This is a genomic window from Lutibacter oceani (genome assembly GCF_003384935.1).
GTDB lineage: Bacteria > Bacteroidota > Bacteroidia > Flavobacteriales > Flavobacteriaceae > Lutibacter > Lutibacter oceani.
The window spans coordinates 258,232-278,583 of record NZ_QTTQ01000010.1; the positions used below are offsets into that span (position 1 = coordinate 258,232).

10 protein-coding genes are annotated in these 20,352 nt (G+C 29.5%); 1 reads left to right on the top strand and 9 read right to left on the bottom strand.

Going from position 1 to position 20,352, the window contains the following annotated elements; genetic code table 11:
• Nucleotide 1: 1 nt before the first annotated feature.
• The 4 genes from BX611_RS06680 to fabG all read right to left on the bottom strand — a co-directional run bounded on the left by BX611_RS06680 (nt 2) and on the right by fabG (nt 7,686).
• Nucleotides 2-4,330 (bottom strand): CusA/CzcA family heavy metal efflux RND transporter, encoded by a 4,329-nt coding sequence (locus BX611_RS06680; RefSeq protein WP_115879449.1) that lies wholly within the window; start codon nt 4,328-4,330, stop codon nt 2-4.
• A gap of 71 nt (nt 4,331-4,401) precedes the next feature.
• Nucleotides 4,402-4,791, bottom strand: a complete 390-nt coding sequence (locus BX611_RS06685; protein ID WP_115879451.1) for a hypothetical protein — start codon at nt 4,789-4,791, stop codon at nt 4,402-4,404.
• 107 nt (nt 4,792-4,898) lie between these two features.
• A complete protein-coding gene (locus BX611_RS06690; RefSeq protein ID WP_147296404.1) occupies nt 4,899-6,926 on the bottom strand; it encodes a VWA domain-containing protein in 2,028 nt (675 codons plus the stop codon).
• A 13-nt stretch (nt 6,927-6,939) separates the two neighbouring features.
• Nucleotides 6,940-7,686, bottom strand: coding sequence for a 3-oxoacyl-[acyl-carrier-protein] reductase (fabG, locus tag BX611_RS06695; RefSeq protein WP_115879455.1), 747 nt, complete (start codon nt 7,684-7,686; stop codon nt 6,940-6,942).
• 343 nt (nt 7,687-8,029) lie between these two features.
• Here fabG and BX611_RS06700 point away from each other — a divergent pair, with 343 nt between their 5' ends.
• Nucleotides 8,030-10,900, top strand: a complete 2,871-nt coding sequence (locus tag BX611_RS06700; protein WP_115879457.1) for a TonB-dependent receptor — start codon at nt 8,030-8,032, stop codon at nt 10,898-10,900.
• Between the two features lie 57 nt (nt 10,901-10,957).
• On the opposite strand, the gene BX611_RS06705 is transcribed toward BX611_RS06700, so the two are convergent.
• The 5 genes from BX611_RS06705 to BX611_RS06725 all read right to left on the bottom strand — a co-directional run bounded on the left by BX611_RS06705 (nt 10,958) and on the right by BX611_RS06725 (nt 20,264).
• Complete coding sequence (locus BX611_RS06705) at nt 10,958-13,357, bottom strand: glycoside hydrolase family 31 protein (protein WP_115879459.1); 2,400 nt, start codon at nt 13,355-13,357, stop codon at nt 10,958-10,960.
• Between the two features lie 139 nt (nt 13,358-13,496).
• Entirely contained in the window at nt 13,497-15,404 is a 1,908-nt protein-coding gene (gene glgB / locus BX611_RS06710) for a 1,4-alpha-glucan branching protein GlgB (RefSeq protein ID WP_115879461.1), read from the bottom strand.
• A gap of 3 nt (nt 15,405-15,407) precedes the next feature.
• A complete protein-coding gene (locus tag BX611_RS06715; RefSeq protein WP_115879463.1) occupies nt 15,408-17,036 on the bottom strand; it encodes a trehalose synthase in 1,629 nt (542 codons plus the stop codon).
• A 2-nt stretch (nt 17,037-17,038) separates the two neighbouring features.
• Complete coding sequence (locus BX611_RS06720; protein WP_115879465.1) at nt 17,039-18,979, bottom strand: alpha-1,4-glucan--maltose-1-phosphate maltosyltransferase; 1,941 nt, start codon at nt 18,977-18,979, stop codon at nt 17,039-17,041.
• Nucleotides 18,980-19,001: 22 nt separating this feature from the next.
• Nucleotides 19,002-20,264 carry a glucose-1-phosphate adenylyltransferase gene (locus BX611_RS06725; protein WP_115879467.1) on the bottom strand — a complete coding sequence of 421 codons (1,263 nt, stop codon included), beginning with the start codon at nt 20,262-20,264 and terminating at the stop codon, nt 19,002-19,004.
• Nucleotides 20,265-20,352 lie beyond the last annotated feature (88 nt).

The following is a 20,352-nucleotide window of genomic DNA, read 5'->3' on the forward strand; positions in this document are numbered from 1 at the left end:
TCTATAAGTTTAAATAATTTATTTCTAAGGCAATTTGATTGTATACGTTTACTTGATTTAAATAGTCTATTTTAATTTGAATTGCTGTTTCGAGACTTTGTATATATTGAAAAAAATTAATTTCTCCGTTTTTGTAACTCGAATTTGCTGTTTTTAATATTTCTGAAGCTAATTTCTCACCACTTTCAGAATAGTAGTTTAAAAGAAGTTCACTTTTTTTCAGTTCTTCTAATAAAGTTTTATATTTAGTATTTAGCTTTAATGAGGTATCAAAAGTTAACTCATTTGCAATATCTTCTTCAATTTTTGAAGCCGAAATTGCTGAAGATTTTCCCATAAAAAATATTGGAATTGCAATTCCTGCCTGAAAACTATTTACAGTTGTATTTGCAATTTTATCTTTACTATTGAAAAAATTAAATTGTAAATCCGGCAGCAAACTTTGAGATTCAATTCCTTTTTTAGTGCTTACTAATGCTTTATTTTCAATAAAATATTGCTGTATTAAATGATTCTCAATATCAATAGATTCGACTTTAATTTTTAGTAAATCTGTTTCTGAAACAGTAACTTCTTCCTCAGATTGCAATAAAAAATTTAACTTTTCAAGGGCTATTATTTTATCTTTTTTAAGTTGATTCAATTGCATTTCACTTTGTTTAAATTTAGATTGTGAAGTAATCATTTCTAAATAATTAGATTCTCCTAATTCAAACTTTCTTTTGGCTGCCTTTGAAAAATTAGTATATAAACTATCTATTTCTCTAAAATGTTCTAATTTTTTATTTAAAAAAACAACTTCATAAAACGCTTTTGATACATTTTTAATCAATTCATTTTTTGATATTTCATAATTTAACTCAGCCAAGGTTTTATTTATTTTGGCAGCCTTTTTTTTCGTTATATAAATTGTAGGAAATGCAATTTTTTGTTCAATTCCAAATGTTTCAAAGGGTTTTCCATTAGTACCCAAATTAGTTCTGTCTTTTGTATAATAAAAATTGGTTTTATCAATATCAAAAGCACTACTTATTAATTTAGTACTTTTTTCAACTTTTAACCTATCCATTTTTAATTGTTTGTTATTATTTATTGCTGTTAAAATTGCATCCTCCACAGAGATATTTTTCTTTTGAGAAAATCCAATAGTGGGTATAAGTAATAATAAAATAACCACTAAAATTTTTGATTTATTTGTTCTTTTCATATTAAACTTATTACTTTCAAAAATTGCATATAAAACTGGTAAAACTACTAAGGTTAATACCGTTGCAGTAACCAAACCACCAATAACAACTGTTGCTAATGGTCTTTGTACTTCAGCACCGGCATTGGTTGAAATTGCCATAGGTAAAAATCCTAATGCAGCCGCTGCAGCTGTTAATATTACTGGTCGCAATCTTTCTTTTGTACCTTTTAAAATTCGTTCATTCACATCCTTAATTCCTTGTTCCTTTAAAGATTTTAAATGTTCTATTAATACAATTCCATTTAAAACTGCAATACCAAATAAAGCTATAAAACCGACTCCTGCAGAAATACTAAAAGGCAATCCTCTTAAACCTAAAAATAATACACCTCCTACTGCTGATAATGGAATTGCTGAAAAAATCATAAATGCGTCTTTTATGGAATTAAATGCAAAATGAAGCATTATAAATATTAATAATAAAGCTATTGGAACTGCAATTTTTAAACGTGCTTTTGCACTATTTAAATTTTCAAATTGCCCTCCATAAGACACAGTGTAACCCACTGGTAATTTAACAGAAGTGTTAATAATTTTTTGCACATCTTGCACAACTGATTCCATATCTCTGTTTCTAACATTTACCCCAATAACTATACGTCTTTTAGTGTCATCTCTCGATATTTTAGCAGGACCTTTTGTGTATTCAATTGTTGCCAATTCATGTAATGGAACTTTATATCCCAAAGGAGTATCAACATATAAATTTTTTAGATTTTCGATATTTTTTCTATAATCAGCATGCAGTCTAACTACCAAATCAAATCTACGTTCACCTTCAAATACATTGCCTAAAGTATTACCGGCAAATGCCATAGAAACAATATCATTTAGTGCCTTAATATTTAACCCATAACGAGCAACTTTTTTTCTGTTATAAGTAACTGTCATTTGAGGTAAACCGTCAATTTTTTCAACAATAATATCCGAGGCACCTTCAACGTTTGCTATTTTAGCTTTAATTTCATCAGCCTTTTTTGCTAAAACAGATAAGTCATCGCCAAATATTTTAACAGCTACATCAGCCCTAACACCAGTAATTAGCTCATTAAAACGCATTTCAATTGGTTGTGTAAATTCAAAATCTATTCCTGGAATTATGGACAGTTCTTCTTTAAACTTATCGGCCAATTCATCTTTTGAATCTGCAGAAACCCATTCTTTTTTAGGCTTTAATTTTATAATTACATCACTTTCTTCCATAGACATTGGATCGGTTGGTACTTCAGCTGCTCCAATCCGTGAAACAACCTGATCTACCTCCGGAAAGTTCTCTAACAAAATTTGTTCAATTTGTGTTGTAATTTCTACCGTTTTAGAAAGTGAAGTTCCTGTTTTTAATACGGGTTGAATTACAAAATCACCCTCATCTAAAGTTGGAATAAATTCCCCTCCCATTTTACTGAAAATTAAACTTGTAATAACTAATAAACCTAAGGATGCAATAATTACTATTTTTTTATGAAATAAAGCCCATTTAATTACAGGTTCATAAAGTATATAAAAGAATGACATTAAGCGCTTTGACACGTTATTTTTTGTAACTTTTTCAGGTTTTAAAAATATTGAAGAAATTACTGGAACATAGGTAAAACATAAAAACATTGCCCCAATTAATGCAAAACTAAAAGCCATAGCCATTGGTTTAAACATTTTTCCTTCAACGCCACTTAAGGATAAAATTGGAATGAAAACAATTAAGATTATAAGTTGTCCAAAAATAGCAGAAGTCATCATCTTTGAACTACTATCATAAGTAATTTCATCAATATGTTGCTGCCTTTCACTGCTAGAAAAAGTAATTAATTCGCTTCTTTTAGCTGTAATTTTAAAGGCAATAAATTCAACAATAATTACGGCTCCATCTATAATAATACCAAAATCAATGGCACCTAAACTCATTAAATTTGCATCAATTCCAAAAATATACATCATTGATAATGTAAATAATAAGGATAGCGGAATTACAGATGCAACAACCAAACCAGATCTAAAACTTCCTAATAATAAAATAACAACAAAAATTACAATAATAATTCCTAGTATTAAATTTTCCGCTACTGTAAAAGTAGTTTTTCCAATAAGTTCACTACGTTCTAAAAAGCCATTTATAAAAACACCTTCTGGTAATGTTTTTTGAATTTCGGCAACACGTTGTTTTACAGCTTCAATAACTTTATTTGAGTCACCATCTTTTAGCATCATTACTTGCCCAAGCACCTTCTCTCCTTCTCCATTACCAGTAATAGCACCAAAACGTGTAGCAAATCCATAATTTACTTCTGCAACGTGCTTTATTAAAACTGGAACTCCTTCAACATTTTTTATAACAATGTTTTTAATATCATCCAACGATTTTATTAATCCTTCTCCTCTAACAAAATAACTTTCATTTGTTTTTTCAATATATCCACCTCCTGCAACGCTATTATTCATTTCAATAGCATCTAATATTTGTGCAGATGTAATATTCATAGATTTTAACTTCTCGGGATTTAAAGCAACTTCATATTGTTTTAAAAATCCACCCCAAGTATTTACTTCTACAACACCCGGAATACCAGATAATTGACGCTTTACCACCCAATCTTGAATGGTGCGCAATTCCATAGGTGAGTAACGATTTTTATATCCAGGTTTTGTATCTAAAATATACTGATATATTTCTCCTAAACCGGTTGTTATTGGTCCCATTTCTGGTGTTCCAAATCCTTCTGGAATTTTTTCAGATGCAGTTTTTATCTTTTCAGCAATTAGCTGTCTTGGTAAATAGGTGTCCATTGCATCATCAAAAACAATAGTAACAACTGATAAACCAAATTTTGAAACGGATCTAATTTCTTGAACACCTGGCAAATTAGCCATTTCTAATTCTACAGGATAAGTTATAAATTGCTCTACATCTTGAGTAGATAAATTTCTTGAAGTTGTAATAACTTGAACCTGATTATTTGTAATATCGGGCACTGCCCCAATTGGAATTTGAGTTAATGAAAATAATCCAAAACCCACTATTGCAGCAGTTATTAAAAGTATAATAAGTTTATTATCAATACTTAACTTAATAATTTTTTGTAACATAATTTAATTAATTAGTAATGTATATTATTAAAAATCAATTTATTGATTTTTAAAGTTATTCATAAAAAAATTTAACTATGTAACCTTTGTGGTGGTTGAAAAATATTAGATAAAATAAAATTTGTTGAAGTTTCTTTGTAACTAAAAATATCTTTTTTAGAAACTAACTCATTATTTTTTACATATATATTATTAGAACACAATATTAATGTAAGCTGAAAATGAGAATCTAAATGTTGATGTTTAAAAGGTAATCTCTTGTGTTCATTATGGTCTTTCTCATGAGAATTAGCTTTATCCCCATAATGCATTGTTAGAAAATCGCTAATACTATCACCTTTTTCATAATGACATACAAAATGATTAATAAGAGTAGGTAACTTATTAATGTCTAATAATTCAAAGTTAAAACTTTGAATTAAAATAGTAAATGACAATAATATAGCTGCAATTTTATTCATTAAATGCAATAATACAATTTTTGAAAAAAATGAAATGTTAATTTTATTAAAAAAACAAATTTTTTAACTATAGTGAAATAATTAAAATTTATAGTATTAATATAAAATTATATTTTACCAAAATATTTTCTTAAAAACCACTCTATACTTAGTGAAAGTATTATGAAACCTAACAACCATTTCCAGTTTATTAAAGGAGTTTCAATAATATTTAATTTTAGGGTGCTTTTAAATCTAGTATCATTTTTTAAACTCGCTATTAACTGATCACTTTGGTTATTGTAAAAAATTTCACCTTCCGTTTTTAAAGTCAGATTTTTTAAATGTGAATTATTCCCTTTAGTAAATTGTTGTTCAACCTCAAATGGTAATATTTTAAAACTTCCTGAAACTCTTGGTTTTTGATTTTCAACCGTAACCAAGTACGAAAATTCTCCTGAGGGAATATTTGAAAGTACAGCATTAAACTTATTATTTAAAACTGCAAATGGAATCTTTTTTATATAATTACTTTCTTTATTTGTAATTGTAATCCAGAGTTTTGCCCTGTCATCAAAATTATAATTCTCGTCTAAATAACTTGCAGTAACCTCAATTGTTTCATTGGTATAATACAAATTATTAATAGTTACATTTAACCTGTTATTTTTTAAATCTGAAGATAAATATTGTATTAAATTTGAAATAAATCCATCAAATAACTCAAAAGATTTATTCTCTGAAAAACTATTCATTCTCCACCTCCAGCTATTTTCTCCAAATAAAATAGCAGCTTTTTGAGTGTTTTTATGAAATGTTGCCAACATTGGTTTTTCAGTTTCAAAAGAACCTATTTTTTGAAATAACAATGTATTAATTGGAACTGAAAAAGTAACGTTTCCAAATATATCTTCAATTGGTGCAAAACTTGAAAACCCAATATTATTACTAACAAAACTTTCATAAGTTGAATTAAAAATTGGTTGATATTCTTCTGTTTGACTTAATACATTTTTTTTGAAATAGGTTTGAAGTTTATTTAAGAATTCCCAATCTGTACTCAACCCTGAAATAATTAAATAATTTGTTTTTTTATTTGTAATTTGTTTAAATACATTTTCAAATAAATTTGTTGGCTGATACAATATAACCAACTGATAATCTGAAACATTACCCTTAAATTTATTTACATCAAATATAGTAACAGAACGCTGCTTATTACTTTCAATTGATTTTTTTAACATCCCTAAATCTGGATGAATTATTGAGGTTAAAATTAGAATTTTTGAATCTTCACCAATAACATTAATACTAAAATTTTTAGTATTATTTAATATATTTTGCTCATTTTCTAACGTCTCAATTGTAGCAGTATAATAGTGTGTTCCTGCTGAAGATGCCGTTAAATAAAAAGATTCAATTTTTACATTATCATTTGTTGAAAAATTTAATGTTTTTGAATAAACTTTTGTTCCTTGATCAAAAATATTCAGTTTTTTTGAAACATTTTTATTTCCATAATAATTAACAAATAATTCTACTGGCAGTTTGTTGTTTATATATGTATATTTATTAACGTTTAATTTACTTATAGAAATATCTTCAAAAATTGTTGTGTCTCCAACCATATAGGAAAACACGGGACTTTTATAATTTATAAACTCAACACCAGTTCCTTTAGTTTGGTTTCCATCTGAAACTAAAATAGTAGGATTTATACCATCTTTATACATCTTTGAAAACTCCAAAAAAGGTATAGACAAATCGGTTTGGCTTTCATTAAAACTTAAAGAATCTAAAACCTGTAAACCATTTCCGAATTTAAAATAGTCAATGGAATATTTATTATTTAATACATTGTCATTTTTTAACTTTTTAATTAAATTTTCAATGTTTTTATCTTGTAAATTATAATGTATCGATTTAGAATTGTCAACAGCAATAAGTAAATTAGGTTTTACTATTTCAATATTATTTTTTTTAATAGAAGGATTAATTATTAGTAATAACAACGTAAATACACTTAAAAATCTTAAAAAAGAAAGCCAATAATTTAATTGGCTTTTTTCTTTATTTTTAAAAATGTACTGAAAAACAGCGATTGTTAATGCTGAAAATACAGCCAAAATTATATATAACAATGTTTCTGTTTCCAAATTAAACAATTTATTAGGTTAGCATACCACCATCAACACTAAGTGTTTGTCCTGTAATATACGAACTCATATCAGACGCTAAAAATACACACGCATTTGCTATATCTTCAGGAGTTCCTCCTCTTTTTAAAGGAATTGAATTACGCCATTCTTTCACAGTTTCTTCCGGTAAACTTTCTGTCATTTCAGTTTCAATAAAACCTGGGGCAATTACATTACATCTAATATTTCTTGATCCTAATTCTAAGGCAACCGATTTTGAAAATCCTAAAATTCCTGCTTTTGAAGCAGCATAATTAGTTTGACCTGCATTTCCTTTTAAACCAACAACCGAACTCATATTAATTATTGACCCTGCACGTTGTTTCATCATAGGTCTAATAACCGCTTTGGTTAAGTTGAAAACGGATTTTAAATTTACTTCAATAACTTTATCAAAATCATCTTCAGAAATACGCATTAATAAATTGTCTTTAGTAATACCGGCATTATTAATTAATATATCAATACTGCCAAATTCTTTTAAAACATCTGCAGCAAGTTCTTGTGCGGCTTCATAATTTGCAGCATTAGATTGATATCCTTTTGCTTTTACTCCGTATTCTTGCAATTCCTTTTCAAGTTCAATCGCTGCTTCTACAGAAGAACTGTATGTAAAAGCCACATTTGCACCTTGTTTTGCAAAAACTTGAGCAATTCCTTTTCCTATACCTCTAGTGGCGCCTGTAATTAATGCAGTTTTATTTTCTAAAAGTTTCATCTTTTTTAAATTTTAGTTTTCAAAATTATAATAAATCAAATATACACATTTGATATAAAAAAAGCCTCCTTAAAAGAAGCTTTCTAGTTTGTTTATGAATTTTAAATGAATAGTTTTTTTCACGATACCATTTTTAAATAAAACACTCTAAACGGTGTGTTATTAAAATAAAGCAGTTTAAAAGTATAAATTTTACGTTGTTGGTTTTAACAAAATTTATCTAATAAGATTTGATTTTTTTTCAAGAAAAGCATTGTTATTTTAATAAATGTGTAACATGTTACACAAATAACAAGTTATTTTGTTTAATTTAAACGAATTAATTAACAAAAAACTACACTACATGAATTCAAAAAAACAATTTATTTTAGCGATTTTATCGCTATTTACGATGGCAATCTATGCTCAATCGTATCAAGTTTCTGGAACGGTTACCGATTCAGATAATCAACCTTTGCCGGGGGTTTCTGTGACTATAGAAGGAACTTCTAGAGGAACTACAACTGATTTTGATGGTAAATACACTATTAAAGTTGAGTCTAGTGAAAATCTTATCTTTTCGTATGTAGGATTTAACGATAAGAAATTACAAATGGATGGAACCCAAACATTTAATGTTATGATGGTATCTGGAGTTTCTTTAAAGGAAGTTGTTGTTGTTGGATCAAGAAATCCAAACAGAACAGCTGTAGATACTGCCGTACCTGTTGATATTATTGATGTTACTGAACTAGTAACAGCTGGTCCACAAGTTAATTTAAATCAAATTTTAAATTATGTGGCACCTTCATTTACATCAAACACACAAACAATTTCTGATGGTACCGACCATATTGACCCTGCTTCTTTAAGAGGTTTAGGTCCTGATCAGGTACTAGTTTTGGTAAACGGTAAAAGAAGACACACTTCTTCTCTTATTAATGTAAACGGTACATTTGGACGTGGAAGTGTTGGTACAGATTTAAACGCAATACCTGCTGCTTCTATTGAGCGTATTGAAGTTTTACGTGACGGTGCCGCTGCACAATACGGTTCTGATGCCATTGCAGGTGTTATAAACATAGTATTAAAAAGAAGTACCAATGAATTAATCTTGAATGTTACCTCTGGAGCTAATTTCTCAAAAAATGCAAATTCTCAAACAGGTGGTGTTGACGGCGAAACTACTAACGTAAGTGCTAACTACGGTTTACAATTAGGTGATAAAGGTGGATTCTTAAACTTTACTGGGGATTTTGATGTTAGACAAGATTATAACAGAATGAAAGAATGGGAAGGTAATATTTTTAACCTTTACAATACTGTAGAAAGATTTGCTAATAATGCAGGGTATGATTTATCTAATTTATTGGATGATGATGTATCTGATGTAATTCAGTACGGGAATGCAGCTGGATTAGGATTAAGTTCTACAGCTACTAAATCTGAATTGCAAAGTATTCTATCTGCTGATAACACAGCTACTGAATTAGCTGCTCGTGGATTAGAAAAAAGTGATTTTAATATGAGAGTTGGTCAATCTGCTTTACGTGGTGGTCGTTTCTTTGCAAACTTTTCATTGCCTTTAAATGATGATGGCACTGAATTATATTCTTTTGCTGGTGTTAGTTCAAGAGTTGGAAACTCAGCAGGTTTTTACAGGTTACCTAACCAAAGTAGAACATATACTCCTGCTTATATCAATGGTTTTTTACCTGAAATTAATTCTGCTATTACCGACAAATCTTTTGCTGTAGGTATTAAAGGTAAAATAAATGATTGGGATGTAGATTTTAGTAATACATACGGGAAAAATGAGTTTTTGTATACAATTGGCAATACATTTAATGCTTCTATGCAAAACGCTTCACCAACAAAATTTGATGCTGGTGGATTTTCATTTGCACAAAATACCACTAATTTAGATATTAGTAAATTCTATGATGATGTAATGTCTGGTGTGAACGTTGCATTTGGTGCTGAATACCGTGTTGAAAATTACGAAATTGTTGCTGGAGAGGAAGCTTCTTACGCACAATATACTGCTGAGGGACAAGTTATTACGTTAGCTTCACAAACTCCTTCATTAGATTTCTTTGGAGCAGGAAGACCAGGTGGTTCTCAAGTATTCCCTGGATTTAGCCCTAACAATGAATTATCAAGAGGAAGAAGTAGTGTTGCAGGTTATTTAGATATGGAGGCTGATATTTCTGAAAACTTTTTATTAAGTTTTGCTACTAGATATGAAGATTATTCGGATTTTGGCTCAACACTTAACTTTAAAATAGCATCAAGAATTAAAGCTGGTGAAAACACCAATATTAGAGCAGCCTTTAATACAGGTTTTAGAGCTCCTTCTTTACACCAGTTAAACTTCAATTCTACATCAACAATATTTGATCAAAATGGAGACCCTCAAGAAGTAGGTACTTTTGCAAATGATAGTAGAGCTGCACAATTATTAGGTATTCCTCAATTAAAAGAAGAAACTTCTAGTAGTATGAGTGTAGGTTTTACAACTAAAATGCCAGATGCTCATTTAACTATAACAGTTGATGGATATTTTGTTTCAATTGATGATAGAGTTGTTTATACGGGTCAATTTAAAGGTCCTGGAACCGGAACTGAATTAGACAATTTATTAGCTCAAGCAAATGCTTCAGCAGCATCATTTTTTGCAAATGCAATTGATACTGAATCTAAAGGGATTGATATTGTATTAACCCATGATGCTTTAATTGGTGAAAGTGCTAAATTAAAATCTGATTTATCTGGGACATTCTCTAAAACTGTTCAAGTGGGCGGCATAAAAGCCTCTGATGTATTAGAAAATGCAGGTTTAGTGGGTACTTACTTCCCTGAAGACAGTAGAGTTTATTTAGAAGAAGCTGTGCCAAGAACAAAAATTAATTTATCTAATAGCTTAACAACTGATAAATTCAATGTGTTTTTAAGAAATGTTTGGTTTGGTGAAGTTACGGAAGCAACTACAACTGTTGCTAACCAACAAGTTTTTGGTTCTAAATTAGTTACAGACTTATCATTTGGTTACAAAATGTCTGAAAGCACTACCATAACTGTGGGTGCAAATAATTTATTTGATATTTATCCAGATAGAGCTGCTGCTGAATATAATAATAGAAGTAGTGGACGTTTTGATTGGTCAAGAAGAGCGCAACAATTTGGAGTTGGAGGACGTTTTCTTTTTGCGAGATTAAATTTTGTTCTTAAATAAAAAAACTTACAAAAAAGCTCCTTTTTTAAAGGAGCTTTTAGTTTTAAAATAGAATTTTTATTTTGCAATAATATATATTTCTCTAAATTCTTTTGTTACAAAAAATGTAACATTCCCGTTTATTTTAGAAATATCAATTTTTTCGTTATCCACTTCAATACTTTTAATTTTAAATGGAAGACCGTGTATATTTATTTTAAAATTCTCATAACTAGTAATATACTTACCTGATTTAAATTGTTGAATTGTTAAAGAATCTTTTTTACCTACTTGGTTAAAATTTCTTAAACTATACCTTCCTTTTTTATAGTCGTAACCATCGTGAGCATCTTCATATACTTCAGAAGATTCTTTGCCTTCTTTAAAATATACATCTAATTCCAATTCTTTAATTTCTTTTTCTCCAACATACTGTTGAACCAGATATTTTGGAATAATTGCGCCTTCTTTTACAAATAATGGCATACTATCAATATCTGCATCAACCCATTTTTCTTCACCACCAATTACAATTGTATTATCCCAGAAGTTATACCATTTACCTTTTGGGAAATACATACGTCTACCTTTTGAATTTGCTTCAATTATAGGGCAAACTAATATTTTTTCACCAAAAATAAACTCATCATTTCTAAAATGTGTGTGCGGATCTTTTTGATCAAATAATACTAACGATTTTAAAATTGGGATACCCTCACCTGAATACCTCCAAAATGTTGTATATAAATAAGGTAATAATTGGTATCTAATTTCAATGAATTTTCTCACTATATCAGTAATGGTATCTCCAAAAACCCAAGGCTCTTGTTCTCCGTGATCACCTGATGAGTGCACTCTACAAAAAGGATGAAAAACTCCTAACTGAATCCAACGTGCAAATAATTCTCCATTTGGTTGCTCTGCAAAACCACCAATATCAGATCCAACAAATGAGAAACCAGACATACACATACGTTGTGCTTGCTGATTTGCAATTGATAGGTGATCCCAAGTTGCAACATTATCTCCTGTCCAAGTAGATGTGTATCTTTGTGTACCAGAATAGGCTGCTCTTGTAATTACAAAAGGACGTTTTGGATAACTGAATTTTTTTAAACCATGGTATGTAGCACGTGCCATTTGCATACCATAAATATTGTGCGCTTTTCTGTGGCTACAAGGATTACCATCATAATCATGGCGAACATCATCTGGAAAAGTTTTACCAGGAACATCCATAACTGCTGGTTCATTCATATCATTCCAAACACCTTTTACACCAATATCTTCAATAAGTTCTTTATATAAATCAGACCACCACTCACGTACTTCAGGTTTCGTAAAATCTGGAAAATAGCATTCTCCAGGCCAAACTTTTCCTTTCATGTAAGGTCCGTCTGCACGTTTACAGAAATAGTCTTTTTCTAATCCTTCTTTAAAAACACTATATTCATTATCAATTTTTATTCCTGGGTCAATAATAGCAATTGTTTTAAACCCATCATCAGAAAGTTCCTTTACCATTCTCTTTGGATTTGGAAAATACTCCTTATTCCAAGTGAAACATCTAAAACCTTCCATATAATCAATATCCAAATAAATAGCATCACAAGGTATTTGTAATTCCCTAAATTTATTGGCTAACTTTTTTACATTAGCTTCTGGATAATAACTCCATTTACACTGATGATATCCTAAAGCCCATAATGGCGGCATATGATGAGGTCTTCCTGTTAAATCTGTGTAATTTGATACAACTTCTGTCATTTCTGGACCGTATATAAAATAATAATTCATTTCACCTCCTTGCGCCCAAAAACTAGTTACATTTCTACGTTCTCCACAGAAATCAAAATAAGAACGAAAAGTATTATCAAAAAATATTCCGTAAGATTTATTATGATGTAATGCAGTATAAAATGGTATTGCTTTATAAATAGGGTCTTGACCGCGACCATAAGCATAAGAATCTGTTACCCAATTTTGAAAACGTTTTCCTTTTAAATTATTTTCTACAGGTTTATCTCCTAAACCGTAAAAATTTTCGCCTTGTTGAGAAATTAAGGACATTTTTACGATATCTCCACCAAATTCATAGCTCTCTTCCCAATGAAAACCTATTTCATCTTCACAAATTAGAGATTTGTCCTTTGCATCATAAATTGATTTTCTCATATCCTTTTTAGAAATATGGCAAATCAATTTTGAAGTTGTAATTATATATTTATCTGTTGCTTCTTCAATTTCTAAATGATTAAATCCTTTACTTGCATACATTGTAATTGCATAAGAAAAATCATTTTCAAACATTCCTGTAGTGCTGTATCTAAAACGTAATACACTATCCCGTTCTACAGTAAGCTGAAGAACAACGTTATTTTCACTTTTAAAATAAAGCATATTAACATGCTTCTTATAAAACACTATTTTTGAAGGAAATAAGTTTCCTTTATATTCTAATTCGGTATTTAAAATCATAAATTATTTGATTAAAACGAAATGCAAACTTACTAAATTTAACAATCTCATTATACTATATATTAATAAAAAACCGGCTACAATTTTAACAATAATTTAAAATTGTAGCCAGTTAATTCTTATTTAATATATATATGTGTTATTTTAACTCAAAAATATTAATTCCTAAAGGGGATAATTTAATTTCTGCAGAATAGGGTCTATTATTCCAAGGTTTTTTCTTTATAGTTATTAGTTTTGAATTTACTTGCCCACTTCCTCCAAACTCTTCGGAATCACTATTAAAAATTTCCTTTAATTTTCCTTTAACCGGGAAACCAATTTGATAATTTTCAATAATAGCAGGTGTAAAATTACATACTACTAAAACATTTTGAGAAGGTTCATTTCCTTTTCTAATAAAAGATATTACCGAATTTTCGCTATCCTCATAGCTAATCCATTCAAACCCATCTTGGCTAAATCCTTTTTCATACAAAGCAGGTGTTGATCGGTAAATTTGATTTAATGCTGAAAAATATTTTTTTGTATTTTGATGAGGTTGATAATCGAGTAAATACCAATCTAAACTTTCTTGAAAATTCCATTCTTCATACTGCCCAAATTCTCCACCCATAAACACTAATTTTGTGCCTGGGTGTGTAAACATATAACCATATAACAACCTTAGATTTGCAAAACGTTGCCATTCATCACCTGGCATACGTCCCAAAATAGATTTTTTACCGTAAACAACTTCATCATGAGATAATGGCAGCATAAAATTTTCTGTAAACGCATAAGCTAAACTAAATGTAATTTCATTTTGGTGGTACTTTCTATAGATTGAATCTCTTTTAAAATACTCTAATGTATCATGCATCCACCCCATCATCCATTTCATACCAAAACCTAGCCCTCCCATAGATGTTGGCTTGGATACCATTGGAAATGCTGTAGATTCTTCGGCAATTGTTTGAACATCAGGAAACGATTTATAAACTTCTTCATTTAATTCTTTCAAAAATGAAATTACTGCTAAATTTTCATTTCCACCATACATATTTGGTTCCCACTCACCATCTTCACGAGAATAATCTAAAAATAACATAGATGCAACTGCGTCCACTCTTAAACCATCTACATGATACTGTTCTAACCAAAAAATAGCATTACTAATTAAAAAAGACCGCACCTCATTACGTTCATAATTAAAAATTAAGCTTTTCCAATCTTGATGATATCCTTTTCTTTTATCAGGATGTTCATACAAATGTGATCCATCAAAATAACCTAATCCATGTGCATCTTCAGGAAAATGTGAAGGAACCCAATCTAATATAATTCCAATGCCATTTTCGTGAAATTTATCAACTAAATACTTAAATTCATCTGGATATCCAAAACGCGAAGTTGGCGCAAAATAACCTGTTATTTGATATCCCCATGACGGATCGTAAGGAAATTCCATGATAGGCATAAACTCTACGTGGGTAAAATTCATTTCCTTAACATACTTTACCAACTCATCTGCCAATTCGAAATACGATAAAAATCGATCCTCTTCAAATTGTCTTTTCCAAGAACCTAAATGAACTTCATAAACTGAATAAGGTGCATCTAAAGCATTATGTTTTTTTCTGGTTTTCAGCCAATTCTTATCTTTCCATTTATAATTATCCTCCCATACAATAGAAGCTGTTTTTGGAGGATGCTCATAACGTCTTGCATATGGATCAGATTTTTCAGAAACATATCCATTATTATTTGAATGAATTTTATATTTATAAGACATTCCTTTTTCAACCAAAGGAATAAATCCCTCCCATATTCCTGATGAATCCCAGCGAACATTTAAAGCATGTTCTCCATCAACCCAATGATTAAAATCACCAATTACAGATACCTGGTTTGCTGTTGGAGCCCATACTGCGAAGTAAACACCTTTTACACCATCAACTGTAACTAAATGAGAACCAAACTTTTCATAAAGTCTATAATGTTTTCCTGATTTAAATAAATCAACATCAAAGTCTGTAAATAGACTATATGGTTTTACTTTTGTCATAAATTAATTATTAATAAGATTTGAAATACCTTTTAATGGTATTATTGCCCAAGATGGACGAGAATTTAGTTCATAGCCTAGCTCATATACTGCTTTTTCAAGTAAACAATATTCTAACATAAAATTGCGCTCTTGGCTATAACCAATATTTAAATTTCCCTGTTGAACTTCATAAATATAAGTACCTAAAAAAATACCCGTAAAGTATCCATATAAAAGTTCAGCAGCTGTAAACATATCTTCTTGTGAGTGCTTATACTTAGCTTTATTATTAAATATTGTAGCATAAATTGCATAATGAAAAGATCTGAATAAACCTGCTACATCTTTTAATGGAGGCTGCTTTACTTGTCTGTCTCTAATAGTACTTTCAGGTTCTCCTTCAAAATCCAGAATGAAAAAATCGTCATTTTGAACTAAAACTTGCCCTAAATGATAGTCACCATGAACTCTAATACGCTCCCCTTTTAATTTTGTCCAATCAAAATTTAAAAATTTACTACGAATTAAACTTTTTTTACTAAGCAAATCATTTGCCAGTTCCAAACTATATCCCTCTAATTTGTGTAAATTATTTTCAATAATATTTAGCCTATTTTGAAATTGATAAATCATTCTGTTTTTCAACCAAACCGCATAATCTCCATTAAAATGGGTTGGTGTAAATGCAGTATCTTCAAATTCGGATCCCAGATTAATATGCATTTCAGCAGTTCGTTTTGCTAAAATTTTTATTTTTAAAAATAAATTTAATCCTACCCAATCAATAATTCTATGTGGAATATCATGAATCCTTAAGCGTTCATATAATATAGGCTTAGGTAAGTTATTTATTTCAATATTTTTAGATTCTAGTGTTTCAAAAACTTTATCAATTTCCTTCAAAAAAAATTCCCAAGCATCTCCTTGATTCGGAATTAATTGTTGCAAAACAGCAATGGTTATAAATTGTTGTTCTTGACCAATAAAGTTGATACTCCCTAAATATTTAGGTGTATTTTTAAAATCTTTTTTATCGGTTAAAAACCGATTCATTTCATAATCAGGGTTTTTATTTGAAAATATCCGTCTAAAAAATTTTATAACATATTTATCATTAAATATTAATGAAGTGTTACTTTGCTCCAATCCCATAAATCGAGATGATTCATAGACTACATTAGAAAATTCCTTGCTTTTATGGTATTGTACTTTGGTTTTATCAACTAACTCTGCATTTGCAATTCGTTCAAAAACCAATTTTCTAAATGCTTCTAAATTAACAGCGTCTATTATAAAACCCTCCTGATTTTTAATACTTATAGGTAAAATTCTTTCTTTTTTGGCGAAATTTTCATCTGAAACAAACGCAATTGGCAAAAAATAATGATGATAAAATGCCTCAACAAAATCCACTTCTAAAATCAATCCAAAATAAACTTCATCATTTTGTTGAATTCTAAAATATTCTGAAAGTTCAATATACTTAACCTTACTTGCTTTACCACCGTACCAACGCTGCTTAATGATATATTTTTCAAGTATATCAGACAAAAAAACCTTTAGAAATTCTTTATTCTCTAATAGTTCTTCCCAAGGAACATCAAAATTATATTTTGTGCTATTATTAGAAGAAATAAGGTCTTCAGACATAATTATTTATTTATTGTGAATATATGAAAAGGTAAAGATGCATGCAATTTAATAAAATTCCATTCATCGTACCAATTGTAAGAATTTTTTGTAATTAAATCTGTTACTTTTATTCCGTGCCCTTGATTTATTCCTAATTCATGTAGAGGTAGCTGAAGCATTCCCTCTTGTGTATTTTGGTCATCAAGATTTATAATAATTAATACTTCACTTGTTTTAGAATCGTTCCATTTGTAAAAAGCTATTAAATTATCATTATTAATGGTACAGAATTTAATATTATTTGTTTGCTGAAGTGCTTCATTTTCTCTACGAATATTATTTATTTGCGAAATAATAGTAGTTAATCTATTCTCTTTAAACCAGTTATAATTACAAATTTGAAATTTCTCTGAATTTAGATATTCTTCTTTACCTGGAATAGGCTGACTAATTAATTGTTCAAAAACAGGCCCATAAATTCCTGTATTAGAGCTTAAAGTAGCAGCTAAAACATACCGTTGAATATGTTTAGATTCATTTGCTCCTTGTAAATGAAAAGGGTTAATATCTGGCGTATTAGGCCAAAAATTAGGTCTCATATATTCACGTTGTTCAGTTTTTGTAAGTTCCTCAACATATTCAGTTAATTCATGTTTATTATTTCTCCAAGTGAAATATGTATACGATTGTGTATATCCTTGTTTTGCAAGTTGTTGCATTATTTTTGGCATTGTAAACGCTTCAGCCAAGAAAAGCACATCTGGATGTTTGGATTTTACTTCGGTAATAATCCAATTCCAAAAATAAAATGGTTTGGTATGCGGATTATCTACTCTAAATACATTAATTCCACAGTTTATCCAATAATATAACGTATCTAAACATTCATCCCATAGGTTTTTAAAATCTTTACTTTCCCAGTAAATTGGTAAAATATCCTGATATTTTTTAGGCGGATTTTCAGCATATTGTACTGTGCCATCTGGTCTCCATTTAAACCACTCTGGATGTTCTTTAACCCAAGGATGATCTGGAGCTGCTTGTAAAGCATAATCCATCGCAATTTCAATACCTAATTTTGAAGCTTTTTTAACCAATGATTTAAAATCTGTTAACGTACCTAAAGCAGGATTAATTGCTTTGTGCCCACCTAATTTAGATCCAATTCCCCAACAAGACCCTACATCTCCTTCCAGCGCTTCTGTAGTGTTATTTTTCCCCTTTCTATTTACTTCGCCAATTGGATGTATAGGAGGAAAATATAAGGTGTCAAATCCCATTTCTAGAACTTTAGGTAATAACTTTTCACAATCTTTAAAGGTTCCGTGTACATTATCCTCTTGAGACGCTGAACGCGGAAAAAATTCATACCAAGTACTAAACCTTGCTTTTAATCTATCAACATAAACTCTTAATTCTTTAGAGGAATTTGATAATTTTTTTTCAGGGTATTTTACAAATATCTTATGTAAATTTTCACTTATAGCTTCAACAATAGCGTAATCATAAGCTTCAGTATTTGTAAATACATTAACCAAATTCTTTAAATATATTTTTTCTGAAATAGTAGCTTTTGAAATACACTTTTTCAAAAAATCAACTCCCTCTAAAAGTTCAGAAGTTACAATTTGATTGTTTTCAATTTTACGAGAAATTCCATGTTGCCAGTTTAATGCATAATCTACCCAACCTACAACTTTATAAGCATAAAAACCTTGCTTTTCAACAACAAATGAAGTACTCCAATTGTTATTATCAAGTGGATTCATTCTTACTTCTTTCCAGTTTTTAGCTTTTTCGTGCTTGTATAAAACTGTAGCTGCAATAACATCGTGACCATCACACAATACATCAGCATTTACTGTAACAATTTCATTTACAACACGTTTAATGTAAAACTCTCCATTATTTAATTCTGGAGAAACATTTTCAATTACAACCCTTCTTTGATTTTTTTGCATAAAAAATAATACTTAAATAACTTTAAATTGTAAATCCATTAGGAATAACTGCACCCTTTTTAATAACTACAATACCATCTCTAATTGCATAAGTATCTGTTTCAGTATCTTCCAAATGCCTTCCTCCATTAATTCTTACATCATTACCTATACAACAGTTTTTATCTAAAATAGTATTTTTAATAAAGCAACGAGAGCCAATTCCCATAGATACTATATTATCATTTATAATATCTTCCAAAGGTTGATAGTAATCGCTACCCATCATATATGTATTGATAATTGTAGATTCTTTATCTATTCTTGATCTTACCCCAATAACTGAATGTTCAATTTTTCCAGCATTAATAATACATCCATCAGCAATTACTGTCTTATCTAAAATTGTTCCAGATATTTTTGTTGTAGGTAACATTCTTGCGTGTGTATATATACGTTTTTGTCTGCTATATAAATCAAATTTAGGGAAGTCATCTGATAATCCTAAATTTGCTTCAAAGAAAGAATCAATATTACCAATATCTGTCCAATAACCTTCATATTGATAACTCAAAGTAGGATGTTCGTCAATGGATTGAGGAATAATTTCTTTTCCAAAATCAATGGTGTCAGGGTTTTCCATTAATTTAATTAACAAATCTCTATTAAAAATATAAATTCCCATAGAAGCCAAATAATTTCTTCCTTCAGCTTTCATACTATCGCTTACATCAGATGTCCAATCTGGTAACAAATCTGCACTTGGTTTTTCAATAAAAGAAGTAATCCTATTTTTTTCATCAGATTTTAAAATTCCAAATGAAGTTGCATCTTTTGCATTAACGGGAATTGTAGCAATTGAAATTGATGCTTTGTTTTTTTTATGAGCTTCAACCATTTTGGCTAAATCCATTTGATACAACTGATCTCCAGATAAAATAAGTGCATAATCAAAATCATGTCTTAAAAAATGATGCATACTTTGGCGTACTGCATCTGCTGTACCTTGAAACCAACCTTTATTTCCTGGAGTTTGTTCTGCAGCTAATACATCAACAAAAGCTTCACTAAAAAAACTAAAATGATAGGTGTTTTTGATATGCCTATTTAAAGAAGCGGAATTAAATTGTGTTAAAACATACATTTGTTTAATGTTTGAATTAATACAATTTGAAATTGGAATATCTACTAAACGGTATTTACCGGCAATTGGTACTGCAGGTTTAGAACGTGTTTCAGTTAATGGGTGTAATCTTGATCCTTGTCCACCACCTAGTATAATTGATAAAACTTTACTTCCTGACATAGTTATTTATTTTAAAGGTTTTATGATTTGTATAATTTGATTTTTTGACGAAGAGCTTGTACTATTTTTAGCTCAAATAATTTATGCT